Raw genomic sequence first — 22,084 nt, 5'->3', positions numbered from 1 at the left:
ATACTCAAACTATATCAAGTCATTTGTTAGATAATCGATAAATAATATGGGGTAAAGTGTTCAATGATTTTATTATTCAATTGTTGTTTTTCCTCAGCCGTAATCAATTGAGATTCATACAGTTTTTCAACAATTTTTAGACTTAAATAAGCATCATATTCTTTCAACAACTCTACTTCAATACACTTGGTCTCAACTTTTTGTACACTTTTGTTATCTGTTTCTATTCTTATTACTGACATAAAATTTACCTCCTACAAGGTAGCCTTGGTAGGAGGTAAAATCGGACATTTGTAATTAATCTTTTTTATAAAATTCACAAGTATAGCCATCTGCATCTAAAATTAAACCAGTTGCCCACAATGGTACTTGACTCATGATGCGACAGATGTCATCTAAAGAAGCATTTGTTGCTTCAATAATGACTTCATCATGGACATGTGCAACAATCTGATAGTCTTTTAAGTTCTTCATGGCATACATCAAAATATCTCGTGCAATCGCTTGAACAATATTTTCAACAAACTTTGGTCCGTAGCTTTCAATACGCTCCCATTTCTTAGTTGCGCCTACACCCTCATAGGTGACCGATTCTCCACCAAATGTATTCTCACCAATACGTGGTTTTATATAGGTTAGTTTCCGTCCACTTGGCAGATGAATGAAAAGCATACCACTTTGGTAACTGAACGTTATCCCATGTGTTCGAGTGATGCTTCTTTCTTTAACCGTTTCTTTGACACACTTATCAACTGCCCACCATAACTGCACGATTTTTGGATTAGATCCTCGCCACGCATTAACCAGTGGTTGTAACTCTTCTTGTTTAAGTCCCATTTCAAGTGCTCCCATGGCAGTTAAAGCTCCAACTGAACCACCGTAACCACAGGCTAATTCGGCAATCTTCCCTTTCTGCCTTAATTCACTGTTCACTCCGTGTTTTTCAACAGGTACACCAAACATCTGACTTGCCGACATACAATAAATGTCTCCACCTTGTTTAAATAGATCCTCTCGCCACGTTTCTTTTGCTAACCATGCGATAACGCGCGCTTCAATCGCTGAGAAGTCTACGACATAAAACAACCCATTCGGGATAAATGCTGTCCGAATCAATTCGGATAAAACGTTAGACGTATCATTGTAAAGGATACTCAACGCTTCCATGTTGCCTTGTTTGACAAGCGCTCTTGCTTCTTTTAAATCGGATATGTGGTTTTGAGGAAGATTTTGTAGTTGTACCAATCTGCCACTAAATCGCCCAGTACGATTCGCACCTAGAAACTGAAACATGCCTCGACAACGGTTATCCTTACAAGCCACATCTTGCATGGCTTTATATTTTTTAACAGATGATTTGGCGAGTTGTTGTCTTAGTTGCAATACTCTATTGACTGTACCGGTTGTGGTTTCAAGCAATGTATTGACTGCCTTTTTATCTAAACTGCTAACGTCTAATCCCTGGTCGTTTAACCACTGTGATAATTGTTTGACTGAGTTGGGATTCTCTAAATTGGTAAGACGTTGTTGTTCTGCTAATAACAAACATCGATTTTGTTCATCTATTTGAATGGCTTGTTGGACAAAAGTACGATCAATTTGTATACCACGGTCATTAATGCTTTGATCCAATACATACTCATCCCATATAAAGTCTGGTACTTGAAACTTGTTTAGTTTATTGGCTATCGCCATTTCAACTACCACATCACGTTTATTATAGGCTTTGAATTGTATCCATTTATCCTCATCATGGTAAAAGAAGTTTCGTGTTCTGTGTCCATTTGTCTTTGTTGGATGACATGGTACACAAAAATATCGGATGAACTCTTTGCCTGTTTTTAACTTTTGTTCGTCTAATCCTAAAACTGCTCCCACTCCTTCAAGGGATAACGGTAACCCCATGTAAGCAGACCAGACCATCGTACATCGCCAAGCAGATGGGTTTAAATGAACACCTAAATAACGAGATAAACATACCCGTTCAAACTGTGCATTAAATGCCCATTTCAAAACAGCATCATCCTTTATGGCGTCTATAATCTCTTGTGGGATTGTTTCACCTCTTGCCAAATCAACCACTTGCTCATCCCCGTCATCTACTGCATAGGCAAAAAGGAGGACGTCAAAGTCCTCACTCTCTGCATATTTGTAAACACCTGATTTCGTCAAGTTCACACTAGAAAACGACTCAATATCAATGTTTAGTTTTCTCATTTAATTGTTCCTTTACATACAAATACAAATCTAATAATCGTTTGACCACAAACTCCACAACTAAAACACCCACTGCCAAAAAGATAAAGTTTTCCATGCTCATTTTCTTTTTCTCCCTTTCCACTTGTCAATCCAGTCACACATAATATGTATCCACGATGCGATAACAATAGCCACCGCGACACCAAAACACATCATGAGCATAAATCTATCCATCTCTGTCATGTCACATTCCTCCCTAAGCTAAGAAATCATCATCTGTAATAGTGGTGAAATCATCACTCGCACTACTACGTCCACCTAAGGGTTCACCGTCTTTTACTTTTTGGATGTTCCCTAAACCACAAGCAATTCCTTTGTTGCCGTTAGAATTAAATGCATAGAATGATAATGACACACGAGCGTAACATCCAGAATATACGTCATGACGATCCAAAATTGGCTGTACATTCATATCCACAATTTGTGGTTTGGTTAGTGAGTTCGCATTAATGAAATAATGCCCTTTATATGCTTCATCGTCACGTTCGATATCCCCATCACGAAGGGGCGTTTTAATGGCTGCTTTATTCGGTTTCTTGCCACCAAACTTCGCAATTCCCTCTTCAATAGCTGCATCAATGGCTTGTTCGATTTTCTGTAAAGTAGCTAAGTCATCTTTAGGAATTAATACGGACACTGAATATTTTTCAGCACCACCATTAATTGACTTAGGTTCCCAACCATTAAAATAAGATAATCTTGTGTTTAATCCTGTAATCACTTTTGTTTCTTTCATGTTATTTTTCCTCCATAAATTCATCTTTTGCTTGTGTAACATCAATAGCTCTACGCTTATCACTGACGGGTACTAATACAGCTGCTCCAGTAGGTTTGACAATCAGTGTTTTAAATAGTTCTTCAAATGTTGTTTTACCCATTAACTTTTGTAAATCGGTCATAGACAATAGGGATTGTTTATAAATATTGTCATACCCATTTGCTTTTGCGATTTGTGCGACTTTTTCTTCATCTGTAAATTTGCGAACGGTTCTGCTCGCTACTAATTTGAATCCATTCCATGATTTACCACTTTTAATCGCTACTTCAGTGGCATACGCTTTAACTTCATTTGCCCACTTCGCTAAATCATCCACATGATGAAGGACTTCTTCCAGTTCGGCATCGGTTAATAAATGTGGCGACTTCAATTCAAAACGGTCTAACTTTTTATGGTGGTCATACCTTGCACGCAGTACGACACCACAATTTGAGAACTGACACCAAGGTCCATACTCAATGACACCTTTCCCTTCAAATGCCAATTCAGCTTTTTCTTTCAGTTCCGTTTCTGCCCATCCCATCAATTTTTTGGTTGACATCGTATCTGTTGATACATTATATTTTCTCGGTTGAAAGATGGTCATCACCACTTCTTCCATGTCATATAAGGCGTCATATAATTTTAATGCCCCTAGTGCATACAGTTTCATCTGTGGATTATCAACTGCCGATACGTCAACACCACGTCCATACTTAAAGTCGATAATGTGTATTTTTTTATCCGAAACGATGACACAATCCCCTGTACCAAATCCTTCTGACACATAGTCTGAAAAGTCCAAACGTTGTTCAATGAGTACAATCGGATCTTTGGTTGATTGTTTGATGAGGTCAAGTTGTTCTAAAATATAAGTCACATAGTCATCAGTATATTCATCCATATCGCTATCAGATACTGAAATCGTTTTATGCGTCATTCCAAGTGCTTTTTTGAGTTTGTTTTCTGCCACAGCATGTGCTAGTGTCCCCTCATGTGCTGCTTCACTGGTTTTGTTTTCAAAATACGACTCTAGCCTAGGTAATGGTGGACATGTTAACCAACGATGACTGCTTGATGCCGATAATAAAGCGTGGTTATTCATGACCTAATCCCTCCGCTTTCTTTAAAAGTGTAGGGTAATCTTGAGGTTTTACGTCACTTAACTTAGTCGCACCACATGCCGTGATAATTGCCTTGATTTCTTTGGTAAATCCTAATCGACTCTTATCCGCTAGTACCGCTCGGACATCTTCTAATGTTATTTTTTTAGATTCCGATTCAATACTAAAATCCAATACTGTAGAGTCTACCTGTTCCTCTTGTCCTTCTAGTACTGAACATAATTCATCTAAACTAGAAGATAAATGTTTCAAATCATCTATGACTTGTTTTAGAAGCTTCATTTTATCCATTATTTTCTCCTTTCTGGTCAATAGTTACTTCTCCAACCCTATCACTTGGAATAAATATCAGCATATTTTGCTTTTTTCCGAATAGGAATATCATCACTTTCTCACGCATCGACACTTTCCGACATTGCATGACACTTTCCTGTGTAGGCTGTTTTGATACACTAACTTTTAGTTTATGTTTCATTTCTTGTTTCTCCTTTCTAGAGAGTTTCTTTACCTCTCTAATAAATAGCCTTGGGAAAGTATAAAATCGGACATTTTCTTTCAAATTTTTTCAAAAAAAAGGCCTATCCGAGCATTTCTACTCAGATAGGTTTTCTTCTACACTAATTCATTTACCTTATTATGAAATCCATAAAATATTGATAGACAAAACATTGTATATTTTATCAGTACATCCTTCAACTCATAAGCAATTGATATTAACCTTTAATTTAACTTTTTTAAATAGTATTCATAAATTTTTTGATATGACGATAAGTAAGAATTAATGCAATGACCATACAAATTATCATAGGTAATACAATATATACGAATAGTGACGTCCAATCTCTTGCACTAAGTATATTAATACGACCAAAAAATAAAAATACTTCTAATATACTAATCCCTATTATCGACAGCATCATACTACATACAATGGGAATCCCTAGGCTTGTTACTAACCTATTTCTAGGCATTCCCAATAAACCATAGACTAAATATTTTTGATTTTGTTCAAACATATGCGCTTGAATCAAACTATTAAAAATAACAATTGTTAATACAAAAAATATCACTGTCAATAAAATTTTGAATCCTTGCTGAATAAAGTGATATTGTCTAAAGGTCTGTAACTGCCCATATTGATCAACTATTTTAACATTTGGATAATTAGCAACGATTTGACGAATCACACTATCATCTTTACCATAATCTAAATTAGGTATTTTCATTCTCAAACGTGTAACGGATTGATCTAAGTCGTTTTTTTCTAAAAAATTCTTAGAAACAATTAAACGATAGGGTTCAGTAATATCTGATGTATCTAGCCATCCCACTTGTTTATATGCAATACCGCCAACCAATACGTTTAGATGTTTAATATCAAATATACGTTTCGCTGATTCACTATCTAAATTACCATACACACTACTATTCGCATTCAAAGATATAACAGATACTAAATCATTTTCTTTAATTCTATCATCATAAACGGCATTTACATCATCTTTATCAATAGGCTTTGCTTCTTTAAATGTGACTTGATTAACAGGATCAAAACTTTCAAAGTATTGATAGGCTGGAGCAACAAGATAAGCACTCTCCCCATTTATAACACTTTGTACATCCCCAGAAAAATGTGAACTTATCAAATTTATTTTATCATCTGGATATGCAATCGCTCTAATTGTCAACAAGTTTACAGATTGATTTAACAACTCATTCCAAAACGGTCTATCCTGAATCAGCTTTACGGAATACAATTTTTGTAAGTAATCTTGTTGGAATAAATTATCTTTATTAACTAAATAGATCTCGGATAAATTAATGTAACTTTCAAATTGCGCACTTGGAAATTTTTGCGACAATTGTTGTTGAATGTGATTTAATTCTCCGGAGGATTTCATATACTGGATACGATATTTTTCCTTTATATTTTGTGGAATTTCATGATAATTGCCATTATAATAAAATTCCCCTTGTCGATTTGACGGACGCGTAAATACAAATTCATAATCAGAGTCATTCACTATCTTTCCTACCGCATTTGAACTTAAAATAATTGAATTAATTGCTTCAAAATTAAGAAATAGATTCCCGACTAAAAAAACAATTAATATTGAAAAGAATCCTATATTAAGTGATAGATTTATTTTTTTAAAATCAAATGGTATTTTTTTATGAAACACTTTATTGCGTTTTCTTTTCTTAAATGGGAACGATGCAAACAATAACAAGCTCATGATTACTGTTATGCCATACATTACACTATATTTTAAAAAATAGCCCCAAAAATAACTACCATCTACAATATATATTTTCCGTAATGCAACACTTAAAAATAAACTAGTAATTAACAAACACAATAGTACACCAAACACTATTGCTAAAATATTAAAGCACAGAAATTCTAAAAGAAATAATCTTTTCAAATGTGTGCGTGACATCCCTAGTAACCCATAAACATCATATCGCTTACGCACAGATAAAATATATGCACGTAACATGATGATTAAAATAATACAAAAGATAATTGAAGTAATATTGAATAAATACTCAGGTGTATGATAATTATCTGTATTTTTTTCTAAAAATGTATTTCGATAATGATTACCTTGAATACTTTCCCACTCAACATTTTTTTCATTAATATTTAAATTGGCTAGCCATATTCTTCTAAATTCAGAAACTGATCCTATTAATTTTTGCCAATTGTTCACATCAACAATAACATTTGGCATTTTAAACACGGGAGTTTGTTCTACTGTTCCTCTTATCCATAACAAACCCACATTATCAATAACAGCTTTTACACGCCAATCTTTTCCTTCAACTTTCCATAATTCGCCTTCTTTTAATTGATATTTTTGTGCAATTTCTTGAGTAATGACAACTTCATTTTCTGATAAAGAAGGTATATTGATATTCCCTAAATTTTTTGCTAAATCATTAAACTTACCATATACAATATCTTTATCATTTGAAGCATCAAAAATATCAATAACACCATACCGGTTTGAATCATCAATAGTGGTATTTTTAGAATTATAGACAATATGCGTAAATGATCCATATACTTGTTCTTTAGAAAGTTGCAACTCATTTATATAAGCATTTGTTGCAACAGAAACAGAAATAATGCTAGACATTACAACTGAAATAGCTAACATTAAAATCCATAGCATTTTATTTTGTCTATTCATAATTTGTTTAATGAATCGAAACATCATTCTGTCATCACAACCTTACCATTAACCATTTCATACTTTTTATCACCAATATTAGCTAATTTTGGATCATGTGTAACAATGATAATTAATTCAGCAAATTCTTTAATACTGCTCTCGAATAATGCAATGATGTTCTCTGCTGTATGGACATCTAAAGAACCTGTTGGTTCATCAGCAATCAAAATTTTAGGCTTAGTAATTAATGCACGTGCTATAGCACATCTTTGTTTTTCTCCACCAGATAGCTGTTCAGGATATTTTTTGATTAAATGCTTAATATCTAATTTATTAATTAATTGTTCATAAAATGCACGATCCAGTTGCTTTTTATGAATATGAATTGGCAACAAAATATTGTTTTCAACGGTAATTTCTTCAATTAATTTAAAATCTTGCCAAACAAAACCAATATATTTTGAGCAAAAAACACGTCTATGCTCATTATCCATACAAGTAATGTCATTAGAATCAATAAATACTTTACCCGAATCAACAGCAAGTAAACCTGAAGCTACTTTTAATAAGGTTGTTTTCCCTGACCCACTTTTACCAACAACAGTCACAATCCCTTTATCTGATAGTTGCAAATCTAATCCAGTTAAAACGGGAATTATTTTTTGACCTTGTTTAAAAGAAACATGTACATTTTCTACTTGTATCATAAAAACCCTCCTAAAAAATGGAATAGCTTACTTTTAGTAATTTATTTATAGAATTATTATACTAAATTATCTGAACGCTACATTTATTCAAATCGATATGGTGCAGTAGTTGTGTGTACGTGGTCCCAATTGACATAGTAATCAGCTGTACTTTCTCCTGCTTTCCACCAGTTAAATCCAGATTTTAGCTTATAATGTGAAACACCTAAAGCTTCTCCTGATGGATACCCTGTAGAACCATCGTCAAAAGTTAATTGCATATTAATTCGCATATGCCCCTCAGTGTGTGTTGATCTAATTTCAGCCATCGCTTCTAAACCTTCTGCACCATGTAAAAAAGTTAAATTCCCCCTAGAAGTCGCTGAAACACTCTGTACTCCGGTAAATAACAGACCACCTAATAAAACAACACTAAATATTTTTGATTTCAAAGACATAAATATTCACCCTTTCCCCTTAGTAAGCTATTCCTACACAGTTAGTATATCATTTTTTGTAATCGTTATCAAAAAATTGATGAAAAAATTACTATAAAGTAAATATAAATTATATATTTTTTTATTCAATTTTATTTACCCTTTGCTGGACGTGATCATAATCGTATTCTGCTTGGGTTAATCGATTCTTTCTCTCTTGCCCATTACCCCAATGACCGTTGATAACTTCCCTTGCGACCACATCAATTGATTTTAAAGATGGTATCACGGTTTCCACTAACCAATTCATTTCTAATAAATAGTCTTTTGAAAGGAGAAAATCAGACATTTTCCATATAAATTTTTCAAAAATAAAAAAGACCTACCTAAGCATCACTGCTCAGGTAGATTTGGTTATACATTATTTAAATTCATCTTGATATAGCCAATTAAATAACCATTGTAAATCAATGAGTGGTTTTGTTTGTTCATCCGTCACTGGTTTCACAAACTGCTCTATCTCTTCTATAACTTTATTTTTATCTACAGAACTGACATCAACAGTTTCCATTTTTCTCAAACGTGTAACATGCTTTAGTTCAAAATTCTTAGTAAATCTATAAACAATACTGTCTCCGTTTGAATATGCATATTCTGTCTCATCTGAATATATATTTCCGAATCCTTTAGAACCTGTTTCATTAATAATATCTCTTGTCCCATCAAAATCATATTTTATCCATTCTGCATTTGGTTTATAGATCCAGTCCAAATTATCAATTAACATCACTAATTCCGGTTTCTGACTTTCTCCTCTTGGCATCTTTTTCGCATAATATACTGAATTTGATTTTAAATTATAAAAAAACAACTCCAGTCAATACTAATAGACCTATTATTACCACCATTATTTTTAGTAAAAATTTTTTCATCTTTCCTCCTACAATGCGCTATTATATCATGTTTCATGAAAAATCATACGAAATAAATTTCAAAAATAGCGAAATAGGATAAAAAATAACATACCTATTTTTAATGATAGATAACTTAAAAAATCATAAAATTAGATATTTTGTTAAAAACTCTCTCAACAACAAAAAAGACCTATCCAAGCATTTCTGCTCAGATAGGCTTTCTACTATAATAGTTCATTCACTTTTTGTTGAACTTGATCATAATCATATCCTGCTTGACTTAAACGATTCTTTCTCTCTTGCCCATTACCCCAATGACCGTTGATAACTTCTCTTGCAATCACATCAATGGGTTTTAAAGATGGCGTCACGTTCCCACTCACTAGTTCGTTGACTTTAGTTTGCACTTGATTGTAATCATACCCTGCATTTGCTAGCGCAGATTTGCGCGCATCGCCATTGCCCCATTTCCCATTCAATACTTCTCTAGCAACTTCATCAACGGATTTTAAGGTTGGTTTCGTCACAGTTCCTTTTCCAAGCAATGCATTGACCCTTTCTTGCACATGAACTGGATCATATCCAGCAGCACGTAATCGTTGTATTCTGGTATTTCCATTCCCAAACTGTCCGTTGATAACTTGTCGTGCCACATCATCAAGATTCGTATCGGTTGGTGGAACAGATGGAGATGATTGGCCACCATTCAAACGTCTATTCACTTCTGAAGCAATATATGGGAATTTACTGCCTAAATAAGGTCCTGGACAGTTCGTATTCGCAAACCATTCATGCTTCGTCAAATTACCACTTGTATCGCCTGTATAATTGAGTGATGGAATGCTGTTACGCTGACAAATATCCACACATAATTGAATGGTTTTTTCTAAAGCCACATCACTCACATGCCAGTTACCACCATACTCATCATTAGCCACTTCAATCGTAATCGCTCGGTTGTCATTGGTTGCACTTGACGAGCACCACGAACGATTATGTTCCTCGACATACATGCCCACTCGCCCACTGGAATCAACACCATAGTTACTACTTGCCTGACGAGAAGTGGGCGCAAATACATTCCCACACGTTTCAACCGATAGATTACCTGCCATATGATGAATGGTAATCGTATCGATGGTATGATTGCGTTGCCCACTATGATTTGGGCTTAATTTGACATAATTGACTAATGGACTATTACTCATGTTCATTCCCTCTTTCTTTTAATTGTTGTAAAATAGATTTTAATTTTTCTGGAATTGGCAAACCTAAGTGAGCGGCATTTTCAATAATAGATATCCCTTCGTTTGACACATAAAAGAAGATAACCATTGCGCGTAAAACACCCACATGCCCCAAAATCTGCACATCCAGTAAGTGAGCAATGCCCACTAATGCAAAAATAATGATTTTTCGTGCGATACCATTAAACCCAACGTCACTGGATAAACGTTTATCCGCAATCGCACACAAAACACCTGTTACATAATCTGTAACCACAAATACCAATAATGTGTATAACATGCCGTCTAATCCTCCTAAAAAATAACCAAGTGTGCCTCCAATAACTGAAAACACCACTTGGCATGTTGACCATAATTCTTTCATAGTGTATCCTCCATTCTTTACTTCCATTTGCCAACCACATTATAATTAAATATATAATTGGCATTCGATGCTTCTAAACCTCTGACAACTTCAAAGACGCCTGTTTTAGACGTAGAACCTACCTGCCCTGACCCAGCCATCACCATCCCCGCCCATGTGATAGGCGATAAAGTCACAATGACGGTCGGTAACTCTTTAAAAACAAAAGGATAGGTTAAATCCGTGGCTGCAATCGGTCCAGAAGTAAATAAACTTCCCCATCTGTTTTTCACATCAACTGTTACCGACTTTCTCGTACTCAATTCCATCACACCACTATACCATTTACGGTAAATCCAGTTATTCTTCATGCCTTGTTCCACCACAAAATCACTCATCACGGCATTTTTATATTTAAAATCCCAGTTAGGTGATACATCAAGTGTGTTTTGTAATTCTGCAACCTTACCAACACCGATACCTTTTCCAGAACTGTGAAAATCGAGTAACACAAAGGCAGTTCCAACGCTCACCACAACTTGACTCGTATTAAAAGAATCTCTTAGTGTCACCGTCACTTCCCAAGAACTCTCACCACTGGCAGGAAAGATGACACTCCCTGTTTTACTATACATTTCCATTGGTATACTCTGCGTAGTCGATTGACTTTGGTTTTGCCGTTTGTAACTATAACTGAGTACCTTTTGATTTTTATTGTTCACTGGGGCAACAGCACACGCATACTCCAATTTGATATATGCTCCAGACTCATCCAGTGTCCCATTGGCTTGGCAACGATTGGCTTTTGCCATCGTAATTCTAGGTTCATACCAATCATACACAACAGGGGTCACGACTTTTGTACCTGTCATCCCCCTAGAGTCCACAACTCTAGCTTCTACTCGTTGTGACGTTGACGTAATCACTTCAGATGTTTGATCACTACTTTGATACGTTATCCCATTTAAAACTAAACTGCGTGTTGTCACAACGGCTTGTTCATACAGCCTTTCTGTTACGGTTGCTTTGATTCTAGACTTTCCTCTGACAAAACCACCATAGGTATTATAAAAATTGTTCACATCCGTTAAGGTGATGTTGACAACAGGTGCCATATCAGTAGTGGCTATGACGGTCACAGGAGGTGTATCCTTACTACCAATCAGTTGACTTCCTGAGTAAGTAAGCACTCTAAATAGTAATTTATCCGTTGAATGCGTTAAATAGCGCCCCCACCATTTCGGTAACGTCCATGTATCACTTGTTGCGACATTCGATGCGATAGTTGTCCAACTTAATTTCCCCTCCACACCTGCTTGAATAGTATGTGTAAAGGTGCTTGTTGCCCTTGGGGTATAAATGGTAATCGTATCCCCAAAAGACATACTTGTCTTATTCAAGGTCGGTTGTGTGGCTCTGGCAATAGTTGGCAAATCCCATGATCCACTCCCTCTGGCATTCACCGCAAAATAGTAAATGCCAGCTTCCACACTGGCACTAAAGGTTTTATGCCCATCTGAGTCATGTGAAATGGTAAATTGCCCACTCGCAACACTGGCAGTCCCGGTTAATTGAATACGACTGGCTGATTGGTAAACAGTAGACCCTTCAATGACCACCTTAAAGTTTCCCGACATATACCAAGTGTTTGGATTTGCACCATTTCCTCTTAAGCTCCAATTGATGGTTGTTTGATTAGTGGATACATTTTGATTGGCAACATGCCACTCAAACGTTAAATACCTAACGTCATACGCATTCGTGTGAAAAGAACCACTACTTGCCATCTTAATTCACCACCTTTGTAAAACTTAAATTACCTGTTGATCTTGGCATAAAAGCAAACTTACCCAATTTTAAACTTTGCAGATACTCTCCATCTACCGCATAGAATTTTCGATTATGCCAATAGGCACTCTCCACACCACCTTGTAAAAAGACAATGCGCTCATTCTCAATACGAAGCACAATGGGACTATTTTGTTCACCTAAAATAATATGCCCATTTTCAAAGCGAATATAACGGCTGAGTTCTGTAAATTGTCTTGCATTGGCACCATATAAAGTCTCTTGTAATTGCTTATACTGATAAAACTGAAAAGAAATGGCATCTGACGTTTGTGTCATCATGGTTTGAACCGCACTCAAGAGTTCATCTGCTTTTTCTTTGTTGTAGTATTTCTCCGATACGTCCAGTTTGATTTCATTGGCGGATTGTTGAATATACGAATTGGCCTCACGAATCGCTCTGACAATCGCTGCTGTATTCAACTCTTTCATGTTTTCTTGTAAATTCTGATAAATCGTTTCGATTGAATGCTCCGTATGCAACTGTGTCACGGTCAGCGTTTTTTCTTCAATCCCAATGGATAAGGTACTACTTTCAGGATGAAGTAAATCAAGGGATAGTTGACTGACAAGCATCCGCTCATCAATGTTAAGGCTTGGAATCTTTACCTTTAGCTTTTGCCCTAAGCCAAAGGCATCAACTGCCTCTCCTGCTTTAGATAAATCAGCAGCCGTTAATGTTATCTTACTAATCAATAGAACAGAATCCGCTAAGTCTTTACGTCCTGCACTAAGCAAATTCGTTGGATCGGTGATGTAGTCATGATGGGTCACTTTAGTAATCTCTCCGTAAAGCGCTATCGCATGCTCATCTCGAAGTGCCTTATCACCATGATTAACCGATGCAATCGTCACATAGTCTTCCGTATCCGTATCGTCATCTGTTATCTTACTGCCTAAAGGAATCACAATCGTGGCGAGTTCGTCACTAAACCATTCTCGTTTGGCATCCAATAAATTGATGGTTTGTTCTATGTTTTGATGATTCACATCATTCAAATCATTGACATAATCCAAGTACACACCATCTACTTGATAACGGACATAAAAATAGCCACCCAGTTCTTTTAACAGTTTATCTCTTAAAAAAGACCAAGTGGAGGTGTAATCACTAGATGAACGGACGATGTTTCCCTTTGCGGTATCATTGGTGACCGTCACATGCCCTAATTTAAATTGTTTATCTGAACTAACTTGTGCATTATGACTGAGTAACACGTCCTGTAACACATCTTCAACACGTCTATTTCTAAAATCATACGGTTCAAGCACACTGTCATTGAAAAAGGCTAAGTCACTCTCACATTCAACGGTTTCTGTTTGAAAAAGATCAACACTAGGTGAGAAAACACGTCCCCTAAAAAGCAACCGATCATCGTCATATAACGTAATGATGGATTTCATATACTGGATTTGACCATAAGACGGATTGCTTTTAGGTAGCGTAAACGTTAACGTCCCAACCGTATTTAATGCACTATTTAATCTGCCTTCCATAATGGTGTACTCTGCGATTAACGGATGGTAAATAAGGTCATTATCTGAATAAAGGCGATACATTATAACACCTCCATAATGTACTGAGTCGTTAACGTGCCACTGCCTGACACCCTTAACGTATTATTCCCCATTTCAAGTAGAATCCCTAATTGATGTTCACCCTTTTGCACCGTATATCGTTTCCCTTTGTGTTCAATCGTCGCCATACCAGTTGTCACAATGGTTAGTGGCGTTGGCATCCCTGCATACCCAATGGTGATGGACTGAAATGCACTTGTCAGTGTCGTACTCGATACCACTTCATCACCAATCAATCGAAATGGATAACAGTCTACCGTCGCTTTGATGGTCGATTTAGCTGGTGTTCGCTCATAAGAATGAAACGTCATCGTACCAATAAAGTATCCCTCAAGATGTGAAAATGTCAGTTTGACCTGTTTATTATACACATGCACAAACAATAATGACCGAAGCCTTTCTCGCTCTTCTTCTGAACCGAGCATGCCTAGAACCAGACTGATGGTTCGATTTGAAAAATGTGTATAACCTGTTAAGGCTCTACTCATATCAAGGTCACCATTTCTGCCCGGAACAGATACTTTGTGTACTTTCATCTCAGGAACCCCAATATCAAATTCTTCTAAAACAATGCCTTGTTTATATAAGTCTGTGTCATCAATAAACAGTGTAATCATCCTCTAGCCCTCCTTACTGCCATTTTACCAAGTCCACTATCAATACTTGGGAGTAATCGTCCAACCAAAGTGCCATCATCTAAGTAGATGGCTTGTGTACTATTTTCTGCGATAATCGCTAAGTATTTTTCAATCATCTCATTACCTCCCATTTTCTCTTGAAACAGTTTATCCAAGTGATGATAAAATCCTTTTAACGGAAGAATCGCTTCATGCCCTGCTTCGCCTCCTGCCATTAAGGAAGTACCATTCATACCAAACAATGTTGGTCGTGTCATAATCCCACCTTCTTTATACCAATCAATGGATAAGCTCGGTACAGATGGAGGGATGATTGAAAAACTTCCTTTAATACTAAAATGTGGCAGTTTTATCTTTGGAAAACTAATCTTCATCCCAGCAAAGAATCCCACCACTGCATCAATAGCTTTTTTGACAGTATTCTTGGCAGCTTCAATCGGTGTGGTAATGGCTGATTTGATGCCATTCCATACCGAAGTTGCCGTTGACTTTATCGTATTAAAGACGGTACTAATAGTGGAAGAAACAACATTAAACACTGTTGAAATGGTTATTTTTATTCCCTCAACAACACCACTAATCACTGATTTTATAGTATGCCATACTGTACTCGAAACATCTTTAATGATGTTAAAGGCAGTAGATACAGTATTCGTGATGGTAGCTAGTACGGTGCTAATCGTCTGGCTAATTGTCTCCCATACTGATGAAAGAACACCTTGGATAACACTCATAACACTACTGATTACACTAGATACGGCTTGAATACCACTATCAACAATTGATTTAATGCGCTCCCATACCGATAGAATCACCTCTTTACAGTTTTCCCAAATAAACTGAAAAGGTAACGTGATAAGGGCAAAGGCTCCTTGTATTAAAGACGCTAAAAATTGTAAGCCAACATCTAAAATAGCCTTAATCGTTTCCCAAGTGGTCGTAAAGAAAGAGACAATACCGTTCCAAGCCGTCATAAAGTAGGTGAACATCGTCTGAACAACTGTTGTAACCGTTTGTGTAATAGTTCCCCATACACCCTTAAACCATTCCGTAATCGCTCCCCAGTTTTTAATCACTAAAATAATACCTGCGATGGCTGCGACAATACCTGCAATAATACCAATAATGGGTAATAAAGAAAGATGTAATGCACCAAATCCAGTTGCTGCTCCACCAGCTGCAACCCCAGCTGCCGTTGTTCCTGCCGCACTGGCTCCTCCTGCAACCCCAACAGCTGCAGTGGCGGCACTGGTCCCAGTTAATAAACCAATCAATGGACTAAGGACACCTGTAATCGTTCCGATGGCTGTGATCATTTTACCCGCTACGACAAGGATTGGTCCTACTGTTGCGACAATGACCCCAAATGTCGTGATAGCTTCTTTCATACCAGGCGATAAACTATCCCATCCAGATTTGATATTTTTAAACACTGTCGCTAATTTTTCAAGCATGGGTTTTAGAATGGTCATTAACGTATTACCGACATCGGCACCGACAATTTTTAATTGATTCATCGTTGTTTGAAAACTATCAATTGGATCAATGGTGTTTTCAAAGGTCGTTTCTACTGACCCCATGTTATCTTGTAAAGACGTGCCTAACTCACTAAAGTTCAGTGATCCATTTTTACAAGCTTGATAAATCGCCCCTCCTGCTCGTTTACCAAACAATTCATACGCCACTTGTAGCCCTTCCGTATCACTTTTGGCATTGACCATCCTATTTTGAATATCCGATAAGGCATCGTTTAGTGGCTTGCCTTCTGCAGTAGCGTTTGTTAAAGCCTTGGTTAATCCGGTCATCACTTGTGACGTATCAGCTCCGGACATTTCCACATTCCCTAGAAAGTTGGCAGCGTCACTGGCTGAAAAGCCGAGTTGTTGGAGCGAGGCAGCATTGGTAACCATGGCACTGGATAAAGTGTCCATACTGATGCCTGTTCGTTGACCGACTGCATTCATCGTATCCAATAATGCCCCTGTATCTTCAGTCGTTAAACCAAAGGCTGCAATCACTTTTTGTGTGTTGTCGATTGCGGTAGATACGTCTACATTATTCAGTTGTGCAAACTTGATAAACTGAGTAGATAGTTCTTCTAGTTGTTGACCTGTCACACCAAAACGCGTATTGACTTCACCAATGGCAGCACCAGCTGTTTCAAAATCTGTCGGAATACTGGTGGCGATACGTTCCATAATCCCTTGCATGTCTTCAAGTGCTTCACCACTTGCGCCTGTTTTGGTGACAATCGTATCGAGTCCAGCATCTACTTCGTTAAACGCACTAATAGACGCCGCACCAATGCCAACAAGTGGTAAAGTTAAGTGAGTAGATAACTTTGTGCCAATTTCTTGTGTTTTATCACCAATATTTTTCAGTTTATCGCCTACTTCTTTTACCGATAATGCCGCTGCATTCGGCACTTTCTTAAACTCTTCTTGTAACTTAGATAAAGACTGTTCGGTTTCAATGATTTCTCGTTGCAGAGCATCGTACTTATCTTGACCCAGTTCCCCATTTGCCAGTTGCGTTTTGGCTTGTTTGTCTGCTTCTTTTAATGCATCTAATTTGGTGCTCGTTTCATGAATAGCTTGTTGAAGGAGTTTTTGTTTTTGCGCCAGTAACTCCGTGTTCTTTGGATCAATTTTTAACAGACGGTTAACGTCCTTTAATGAAGACTGTGTATTTTTGATAGTACCATTGACGGACTTTAGTGATTTATCTAATCCAGTCGTATCACCACCGATTTCAACAGTTATTCCTTTGATACGATTTGCCATGTGTTACCTCCTTTCTAAAAATGGGTATAAAAAAGACACCTACATATTGCTGTAAGTGTCACATTATCTTTCTATTTTTTCTGGAATAAAAATATGAATATTCTTCTCATTGGAATCATAGAAGTGAATAAAAATTCTTCTACCTAATACATTATCATCTTCATTCTTAATTTCCTCGATTTCATAATAAACATCAGTTTTTTGTTTTTCAATATGGTCTACAATCTCCTGTTCATATTGTAACTGCCCTTTTATTTTCTTATAACCACGATTAGAAACTACTGATTGGTTGCTGATATTAAAACCATTATCTTTATGAGTGAATCCTGTATTATCTTCGTCTTTACGATAATTGGGTATTAAATATTTCATAAATTGTTTTGGTATAAAATGTCCTTTATCAATTCCATCTTGCTTGGGAATATTTACTCTTTCATACACTTCATCAAAATAATTAGGATCTGGATTTTTTTTAAGTACCACCTGCCACATTATTGAATCTACTGTGTTCTGTGGTTTTTCCTTAGCCTTAACATTTGGTTCTATTGGACCATTTTTAAATTCAACAAAATACTCATTAATAACTGTAAAAGGACCTCTTTTTGATTTATACTCCATTTTATACGTCACCTCAAAATATAATCATATTTAATTTTAACACCAATATAAAATGTATACAAATTAAAACCTATCAAACTCTTTTTGTCCTGCAACTCTGTTATACTTCACACCGTCATTTGCTTTCTCCGTCCACATATCTAATACTAATCCGATAGTTAAAAGGTCGAGATCTCTTATCGCAATCCCAACCTCCACACATCGAAGTAAAAATAAGGCTGTCGTCATTTCCCGACTACTTGCTGTAACTTTTTTCTGTTTTCCACATCCGTTTGAAGATTACTCCCCCATAGTTCTAAAATCTCTGGTAAAATTTCATAAATAGAAAACATCTCAAATTGGTCTAACCATTCTTCAATGGTTGATGGAATACTATTATCAGCATGATAAGCCATAATATATGCCACGTTCTCAAAAATCTCTAGATCGTCAATCTCAAACGGACTGTTATCTTTTCCGTTGTATGCTTTTTCTAATTTCGATAAATCTTTAAAAATATCACGTTTAAAGATTAGCCGATATAATCGTGGAATTGTAGCGGATGACTTAAACGTCACGGATTGATTTTGAATGGTTATTGTCTTTTGTATCATATGAACCTCCTATCGTGATGGACTACTTACTGTTTGAGCGGTTGGTACATAGACTGCCTTGTACCAATTTTGATAGGCTGTATCCTGTGTGGTATCTCCAGTACGTGATTTCACTAACCCATCTTCTCGTGGATCTGCTGTTAAGGTTAACTTTTCCGTCCCTGGACTAATCGACTCTTCTTTTGTTTCCGATTCAATCGATGGGCGAGACGTTGAACAATTATATAAAACGTGACGAATCGCTTTTTCATCCCCATCAAATTCAAATAACAAGGCAAATTTCTCGGTCTCTTTTACCGTTGCTTTTTCAACCAAAACACCATTTTTATCCAATTCTTCATTCAAGATTTCTGTTCTAAACCACTCTGGTATTAAGGAAATTTCCAAATCACCACTATATCCATTATTGGATGTCGACCTAAAGTACACAATCCCATCGGCATAAAATGGACTGGATTCGCCTTCTGCTTCTAAACTAATACTAACAGCCCCTAAAATGGGTTTAGGTGTGCCATAAGTAAATGTCCCTTCAGGGCTTTTCGTGAGTTTTGCAGCATGGACATTCTTTAAATTGTATTTGACTTTGTTTCCCATAATTTTTCTTCCTCCATTTCAAATGTATATAAAACTTCATAGAGTTTTTCACTCTCTATCCAAACTTCACTCTTACTGTAAACAACCTCTGCTTGATCCAAGACTGATTCAATCTTTTGCTCGGATACCACATCTTTTTTATCTGTGTACAACTCCAAATGAACCACCACAATTTTATGATGAATTCTCCCATCTGCTTTAAAATGATTGGTGCTAGGTAACACATAAAGCATAAACGGTGGGTTTGGTACGTTACTTTCTGCGAAATGATGGTAAGCAAACGGTAAGTCGATTTGCTTCATGAGTGCTATGACACTAACCATTTTCTAAAATCTCCTTTACTTTATTTTCAAAAGTCGTGACTGCTTCTTGTTCTGCTTGTGCAATATGGGGTATCGCTTTCGTTCGACCACCATTTCGTTTGGCATGACCAAATTCTAATAAGTGTGTGAGTTGATACTGATTTCTTGAATGCACCACAACATGCATGCTGTTACGATTTTCTTTTGTGGTGGTTACTATCCAACTGTTACGATACCGGCCACTTTTTTTAGGGGCAGTGGCTTGGATACGTGCTTTTGTTTCTTGACCAACTTCTTTAACCGTTGCTTTAATCTGCTCATTGGTTAGCTTTTGATACTGCTCGAGTTCTTTTTGAATCGCTTGAGCTAAATCATCTAACTTTACTTTCATCTCTCCACCCTTTGACAATGCAGTTTGATGGCTTTTTTCTTGTGATTCATGTGGTCTATCCCTTTAATGTTATAAAGGTGATGATCAAAAACAACTCGGTAATGGGTACTGTCTAGATGTGAAATTTCAGACGCATACCGAATCGTAAAATCAAGTTTAGTATGATCCCATACAGCACCTGTTGCCGTTTGTTCCAGTGGACTTTCACTACTGACGGTCGCATAACACGAATACAGCTCTTTCCATACCTCTGTTTGATTGCCAATATCATCTGTTTCAATAGTTGTTACTTGTATAGTGATTCTAGTATTCAATAAACTCACCTTCATTAAAAGTCCACCTTTCTAAGCCCAAACAATAAACTTCTTAACGTCAAGGTTAAGTCCTTATGATTGGCTTCTTCTCGGTGTTCATATAAATAGGCAATGGCATAAAGCATGGCTGTATGAACTTCTTCTGACAATAAAAGAGCAGACGACAAATCATCCACTCTCAAAATGTGCATACATAAATGTTTAGCAGTTGCCATCAAAGATTCAAGCAGTGCGTCATCATCGCTCGAATCAATTCTTAAGTACTGTTTGACGTCATCTAATGTTAAACCCACTGCTTAAACCTCCTGTTACCCTTGTGCACTTAAAATCTGCACAGCTTCTTTGACAATCAACTTACCATCTACACGTTCTTTTGCCACATAACCAATCATCCCATTCCCTGCGAATAACTCCGTTAAGGCTTTAAAGGAACGAGCGCCACGATCTCCAATGTTGTAATAACTAAAGTCCCCGAAGGCGATTGTATTTTCTGGTGCAAAAGCAGAGGTGTAAGTCGGATAGCCTAACAATCTGTCCGGTTCTCCTTGTTGATAGCTTGGTTGCCAAATGTAGGCGCCGTTACTATCCTTGAACTTACGAATTTGAGCGATGGTCTTATCATTTGTGATGAACACCGCATTTTTACGATATGGACGTTTCAAAGCATGAACCAAATTAATCACATCATCTGCTTTAATAGCCGTCACTTTATCTAGGAACGTCCCACCATTGCTTTCATGGAAAATACCTGTTGGCTTGTTGTTCCCATCACCATTTAAGAATGCATCTTCTTCTGCATTAGCCAAAGCCTTACCAAACTGCTCAGTGATATAATTTTCTAAGTTAAAGGCACTATCATAAAGTAGCTCTTCTGTCACTTTAATAGCCACATGCAGTTTGTGGGCATCTAATAACATCTGACTAAATTTCGCCTCTCCAAAGGATAATGCTGCTCCTTCGTCAATCCATGCCGCTGCTGGACTTGAACCAGCGATGTTTATTTTATGATTGCCTGCTGTTGTAATGACTGTGGCTAAAGAACGAACAATATTTTCATCCTCTAACACTTGAATTAAGCGACTATCATACTCTTCTGGTACTAAATACCCACCATCAGCATCCACACCTTCTTGTAAAACATTGGACACTTGTTTAAAGTTGGAACGTAAGGCTTGAAGCATACTCGTTTTGTATTCTTGACTAGCACGTCCTGTTTTTTCTTCGATAGCTTCTTGTCTTGGTTTTTCTTTAATCGGTGTGTTGATGGGTTTTTCCATCAATTTATCCAATTGTTCTTCACGTTGCAGACGGTCAATTTCTTTACTGAAGTTCATCACCTTTCGTTCCATTTCTTGGTACTGTTTGGTCTGTTCTTCGGTAAGTAACCCGTCTTTATCTTTGTTTGCTTCCACAAAGGCTTTCGCACCTTCCCATGCAATATTTCTTTTTTCAATCATGTCTAATAACTTGCTCATATGT

At 36.7% G+C, this 22,084-nt stretch carries 28 protein-coding genes; all 28 read right to left on the bottom strand.

Going from position 1 to position 22,084, the window contains the following annotated elements; all coding sequences use genetic code 11:
• Positions 1–26: 26 nt before the first annotated feature.
• Positions 27–242 (bottom strand): hypothetical protein, encoded by a 216-nt coding sequence (locus tag GMA11_RS02785; protein ID WP_163545691.1) that lies wholly within the window; start codon positions 240–242, stop codon positions 27–29.
• Between the two features lie 55 nt (positions 243–297).
• Positions 298–2,217 (bottom strand): DNA polymerase, encoded by a 1,920-nt coding sequence (locus GMA11_RS02780; protein ID WP_163545690.1) that lies wholly within the window; start codon positions 2,215–2,217, stop codon positions 298–300.
• Entirely contained in the window at positions 2,198–2,320 is a 123-nt protein-coding gene (locus GMA11_RS09405) for a hypothetical protein (RefSeq protein ID WP_255465983.1), read from the bottom strand. The genes GMA11_RS02780 and GMA11_RS09405 overlap by 20 nt, the downstream gene beginning before the upstream one ends.
• Positions 2,317–2,442 (bottom strand): hypothetical protein, encoded by a 126-nt coding sequence (locus tag GMA11_RS09400; protein ID WP_255465982.1) that lies wholly within the window; start codon positions 2,440–2,442, stop codon positions 2,317–2,319. The genes GMA11_RS09405 and GMA11_RS09400 overlap by 4 nt, the downstream gene beginning before the upstream one ends.
• 13 nt (positions 2,443–2,455) lie before the next feature.
• A complete protein-coding gene (locus tag GMA11_RS02775) occupies positions 2,456–3,019 on the bottom strand; it encodes a DUF2815 family protein (protein WP_163545689.1) in 564 nt (187 codons plus the stop codon).
• Positions 2,997–4,121, bottom strand: a complete 1,125-nt coding sequence (locus tag GMA11_RS02770; protein ID WP_163545688.1) for a DUF2800 domain-containing protein — start codon at positions 4,119–4,121, stop codon at positions 2,997–2,999. The genes GMA11_RS02775 and GMA11_RS02770 overlap by 23 nt, the downstream gene beginning before the upstream one ends.
• On the bottom strand, positions 4,114–4,431 hold the full coding sequence (locus GMA11_RS02765; RefSeq protein ID WP_163545687.1) for an rRNA biogenesis protein rrp5: 318 nt from the start codon (positions 4,429–4,431) through the stop codon (positions 4,114–4,116). Before GMA11_RS02765 ends, GMA11_RS02770 begins: the two co-directional genes overlap by 8 nt.
• Complete coding sequence (locus GMA11_RS02760; protein WP_163545686.1) at positions 4,424–4,615, bottom strand: hypothetical protein; 192 nt, start codon at positions 4,613–4,615, stop codon at positions 4,424–4,426. The genes GMA11_RS02765 and GMA11_RS02760 overlap by 8 nt, the downstream gene beginning before the upstream one ends.
• 259 nt (positions 4,616–4,874) lie before the next feature.
• Positions 4,875–7,337: an ABC transporter permease gene (locus GMA11_RS02755; protein ID WP_163545685.1), complete on the bottom strand. Its 2,463-nt coding sequence runs from the start codon at positions 7,335–7,337 to the stop codon at positions 4,875–4,877.
• Positions 7,338–7,360: 23 nt separating this feature from the next.
• Positions 7,361–8,026, bottom strand: a complete 666-nt coding sequence (locus GMA11_RS02750; protein WP_163545684.1) for an ABC transporter ATP-binding protein — start codon at positions 8,024–8,026, stop codon at positions 7,361–7,363.
• An 83-nt stretch (positions 8,027–8,109) separates the two neighbouring features.
• On the bottom strand, positions 8,110–8,463 hold the full coding sequence (locus GMA11_RS02745; RefSeq protein ID WP_163545683.1) for a hypothetical protein: 354 nt from the start codon (positions 8,461–8,463) through the stop codon (positions 8,110–8,112).
• Between the two features lie 121 nt (positions 8,464–8,584).
• The gene (locus GMA11_RS02740; protein ID WP_205422867.1) at positions 8,585–8,791 is read right to left on the bottom strand and encodes a hypothetical protein; all 207 of its coding nucleotides are present in this window, start codon (positions 8,789–8,791) and stop codon (positions 8,585–8,587) included.
• A 72-nt stretch (positions 8,792–8,863) separates the two neighbouring features.
• Entirely contained in the window at positions 8,864–9,265 is a 402-nt protein-coding gene (locus tag GMA11_RS02735; RefSeq protein WP_163545682.1) for a hypothetical protein, read from the bottom strand.
• A 315-nt stretch (positions 9,266–9,580) separates the two neighbouring features.
• The gene (locus tag GMA11_RS02730) at positions 9,581–10,564 is read right to left on the bottom strand and encodes an N-acetylmuramoyl-L-alanine amidase (RefSeq protein ID WP_163545681.1); all 984 of its coding nucleotides are present in this window, start codon (positions 10,562–10,564) and stop codon (positions 9,581–9,583) included.
• Positions 10,557–10,967, bottom strand: coding sequence for a holin family protein (locus tag GMA11_RS02725; protein ID WP_163545680.1), 411 nt, complete (start codon positions 10,965–10,967; stop codon positions 10,557–10,559). Before GMA11_RS02725 ends, GMA11_RS02730 begins: the two co-directional genes overlap by 8 nt.
• Before the next feature lie 17 nt (positions 10,968–10,984).
• Positions 10,985–12,733: a hypothetical protein gene (locus GMA11_RS02720; RefSeq protein WP_163545679.1), complete on the bottom strand. Its 1,749-nt coding sequence runs from the start codon at positions 12,731–12,733 to the stop codon at positions 10,985–10,987.
• Position 12,734: 1 nt separating this feature from the next.
• Positions 12,735–14,354, bottom strand: a complete 1,620-nt coding sequence (locus GMA11_RS02715) for a phage tail protein (RefSeq protein WP_163545678.1) — start codon at positions 14,352–14,354, stop codon at positions 12,735–12,737.
• Positions 14,354–14,989, bottom strand: coding sequence for a hypothetical protein (locus GMA11_RS02710; RefSeq protein ID WP_163545677.1), 636 nt, complete (start codon positions 14,987–14,989; stop codon positions 14,354–14,356). Before GMA11_RS02710 ends, GMA11_RS02715 begins: the two co-directional genes overlap by 1 nt.
• Positions 14,986–17,793 (bottom strand): phage tail tape measure protein, encoded by a 2,808-nt coding sequence (locus tag GMA11_RS02705; protein ID WP_163545676.1) that lies wholly within the window; start codon positions 17,791–17,793, stop codon positions 14,986–14,988. The genes GMA11_RS02710 and GMA11_RS02705 overlap by 4 nt, the downstream gene beginning before the upstream one ends.
• A gap of 63 nt (positions 17,794–17,856) precedes the next feature.
• On the bottom strand, positions 17,857–18,411 hold the full coding sequence (locus GMA11_RS02700; RefSeq protein ID WP_163545675.1) for a hypothetical protein: 555 nt from the start codon (positions 18,409–18,411) through the stop codon (positions 17,857–17,859).
• 63 nt (positions 18,412–18,474) lie between these two features.
• Positions 18,475–18,639, bottom strand: coding sequence for a hypothetical protein (locus GMA11_RS09180; protein ID WP_205422866.1), 165 nt, complete (start codon positions 18,637–18,639; stop codon positions 18,475–18,477).
• On the bottom strand, positions 18,636–19,004 hold the full coding sequence (locus GMA11_RS02695) for a hypothetical protein (protein ID WP_163545674.1): 369 nt from the start codon (positions 19,002–19,004) through the stop codon (positions 18,636–18,638). The genes GMA11_RS09180 and GMA11_RS02695 overlap by 4 nt, the downstream gene beginning before the upstream one ends.
• 9 nt (positions 19,005–19,013) lie before the next feature.
• Positions 19,014–19,598, bottom strand: a complete 585-nt coding sequence (locus GMA11_RS02690) for a major tail protein (RefSeq protein WP_163545673.1) — start codon at positions 19,596–19,598, stop codon at positions 19,014–19,016.
• Entirely contained in the window at positions 19,571–19,921 is a 351-nt protein-coding gene (locus GMA11_RS02685) for a hypothetical protein (RefSeq protein WP_163545672.1), read from the bottom strand. Before GMA11_RS02685 ends, GMA11_RS02690 begins: the two co-directional genes overlap by 28 nt.
• Positions 19,914–20,291, bottom strand: a complete 378-nt coding sequence (locus tag GMA11_RS02680; protein WP_163545671.1) for an HK97 gp10 family phage protein — start codon at positions 20,289–20,291, stop codon at positions 19,914–19,916. Before GMA11_RS02680 ends, GMA11_RS02685 begins: the two co-directional genes overlap by 8 nt.
• Positions 20,288–20,620, bottom strand: a complete 333-nt coding sequence (locus GMA11_RS02675) for a phage head closure protein (RefSeq protein ID WP_163545670.1) — start codon at positions 20,618–20,620, stop codon at positions 20,288–20,290. The genes GMA11_RS02680 and GMA11_RS02675 overlap by 4 nt, the downstream gene beginning before the upstream one ends.
• Positions 20,620–20,898, bottom strand: coding sequence for a head-tail connector protein (locus tag GMA11_RS02670; protein ID WP_163545669.1), 279 nt, complete (start codon positions 20,896–20,898; stop codon positions 20,620–20,622). Before GMA11_RS02670 ends, GMA11_RS02675 begins: the two co-directional genes overlap by 1 nt.
• Positions 20,899–20,913: 15 nt before the next feature.
• Positions 20,914–22,080, bottom strand: coding sequence for a phage major capsid protein (locus tag GMA11_RS02665; protein WP_163545668.1), 1,167 nt, complete (start codon positions 22,078–22,080; stop codon positions 20,914–20,916).
• Positions 22,081–22,084: the final 4 nt, after the last annotated feature.

Origin of the sequence: Granulicatella sp. zg-ZJ, from assembly GCF_010892355.1 — a bacterium.
Classification (GTDB): Bacteria; Bacillota; Bacilli; order Lactobacillales; family Aerococcaceae; genus WM01.
Note: the sequence above shows the minus strand (reverse complement) of the source record. Positions and strands in the feature narration are given on the sequence as shown.

What these genes read in the sequence shown, in the direction of transcription:
- GMA11_RS02785 (WP_163545691.1), bottom strand. Translation starts at nt 242, where the DNA reads ATGTCAGTAATAAGAATAGAAACAGATAACAAAAGTGTACAAAAAGTT.
- GMA11_RS02740 (WP_205422867.1), bottom strand. Translation starts at nt 8,791, where the DNA reads ATGTCTGATTTTCTCCTTTCAAAAGACTATTTATTAGAAATGAATTGG.
- GMA11_RS02780 (WP_163545690.1), bottom strand. Translation starts at nt 2,217, where the DNA reads ATGAGAAAACTAAACATTGATATTGAGTCGTTTTCTAGTGTGAACTTG.
- GMA11_RS02755 (WP_163545685.1), bottom strand. Translation starts at nt 7,337, where the DNA reads ATGAATAGACAAAATAAAATGCTATGGATTTTAATGTTAGCTATTTCA.
- GMA11_RS02735 (WP_163545682.1), bottom strand. Translation starts at nt 9,265, where the DNA reads ATGCCAAGAGGAGAAAGTCAGAAACCGGAATTAGTGATGTTAATTGAT.
- GMA11_RS02680 (WP_163545671.1), bottom strand. Translation starts at nt 20,291, where the DNA reads ATGAAAGTAAAGTTAGATGATTTAGCTCAAGCGATTCAAAAAGAACTC.
- GMA11_RS02665 (WP_163545668.1), bottom strand. Translation starts at nt 22,080, where the DNA reads ATGAGCAAGTTATTAGACATGATTGAAAAAAGAAATATTGCATGGGAA.
- GMA11_RS02705 (WP_163545676.1), bottom strand. Translation starts at nt 17,793, where the DNA reads ATGGCAAATCGTATCAAAGGAATAACTGTTGAAATCGGTGGTGATACG.
- GMA11_RS02775 (WP_163545689.1), bottom strand. Translation starts at nt 3,019, where the DNA reads ATGAATTTATGGAGGAAAAATAACATGAAAGAAACAAAAGTGATTACA.
- GMA11_RS02750 (WP_163545684.1), bottom strand. Translation starts at nt 8,026, where the DNA reads ATGATACAAGTAGAAAATGTACATGTTTCTTTTAAACAAGGTCAAAAA.
- GMA11_RS09180 (WP_205422866.1), bottom strand. Translation starts at nt 18,639, where the DNA reads ATGACGACAGCCTTATTTTTACTTCGATGTGTGGAGGTTGGGATTGCG.
- GMA11_RS02725 (WP_163545680.1), bottom strand. Translation starts at nt 10,967, where the DNA reads ATGAAAGAATTATGGTCAACATGCCAAGTGGTGTTTTCAGTTATTGGA.
- GMA11_RS02730 (WP_163545681.1), bottom strand. Translation starts at nt 10,564, where the DNA reads ATGAGTAATAGTCCATTAGTCAATTATGTCAAATTAAGCCCAAATCAT.
- GMA11_RS02760 (WP_163545686.1), bottom strand. Translation starts at nt 4,615, where the DNA reads ATGAAACATAAACTAAAAGTTAGTGTATCAAAACAGCCTACACAGGAA.
- GMA11_RS02715 (WP_163545678.1), bottom strand. Translation starts at nt 14,354, where the DNA reads ATGTATCGCCTTTATTCAGATAATGACCTTATTTACCATCCGTTAATC.
- GMA11_RS09405 (WP_255465983.1), bottom strand. Translation starts at nt 2,320, where the DNA reads ATGAGCATGGAAAACTTTATCTTTTTGGCAGTGGGTGTTTTAGTTGTG.
- GMA11_RS02770 (WP_163545688.1), bottom strand. Translation starts at nt 4,121, where the DNA reads ATGAATAACCACGCTTTATTATCGGCATCAAGCAGTCATCGTTGGTTA.
- GMA11_RS02765 (WP_163545687.1), bottom strand. Translation starts at nt 4,431, where the DNA reads ATGGATAAAATGAAGCTTCTAAAACAAGTCATAGATGATTTGAAACAT.
- GMA11_RS02710 (WP_163545677.1), bottom strand. Translation starts at nt 14,989, where the DNA reads ATGATTACACTGTTTATTGATGACACAGACTTATATAAACAAGGCATT.
- GMA11_RS02685 (WP_163545672.1), bottom strand. Translation starts at nt 19,921, where the DNA reads ATGGTTAGTGTCATAGCACTCATGAAGCAAATCGACTTACCGTTTGCT.
- GMA11_RS02700 (WP_163545675.1), bottom strand. Translation starts at nt 18,411, where the DNA reads ATGGAGTATAAATCAAAAAGAGGTCCTTTTACAGTTATTAATGAGTAT.
- GMA11_RS02690 (WP_163545673.1), bottom strand. Translation starts at nt 19,598, where the DNA reads ATGGGAAACAAAGTCAAATACAATTTAAAGAATGTCCATGCTGCAAAA.
- GMA11_RS09400 (WP_255465982.1), bottom strand. Translation starts at nt 2,442, where the DNA reads ATGACAGAGATGGATAGATTTATGCTCATGATGTGTTTTGGTGTCGCG.
- GMA11_RS02745 (WP_163545683.1), bottom strand. Translation starts at nt 8,463, where the DNA reads ATGTCTTTGAAATCAAAAATATTTAGTGTTGTTTTATTAGGTGGTCTG.
- GMA11_RS02675 (WP_163545670.1), bottom strand. Translation starts at nt 20,620, where the DNA reads ATGAAGGTGAGTTTATTGAATACTAGAATCACTATACAAGTAACAACT.
- GMA11_RS02695 (WP_163545674.1), bottom strand. Translation starts at nt 19,004, where the DNA reads ATGATACAAAAGACAATAACCATTCAAAATCAATCCGTGACGTTTAAG.
- GMA11_RS02720 (WP_163545679.1), bottom strand. Translation starts at nt 12,733, where the DNA reads ATGGCAAGTAGTGGTTCTTTTCACACGAATGCGTATGACGTTAGGTAT.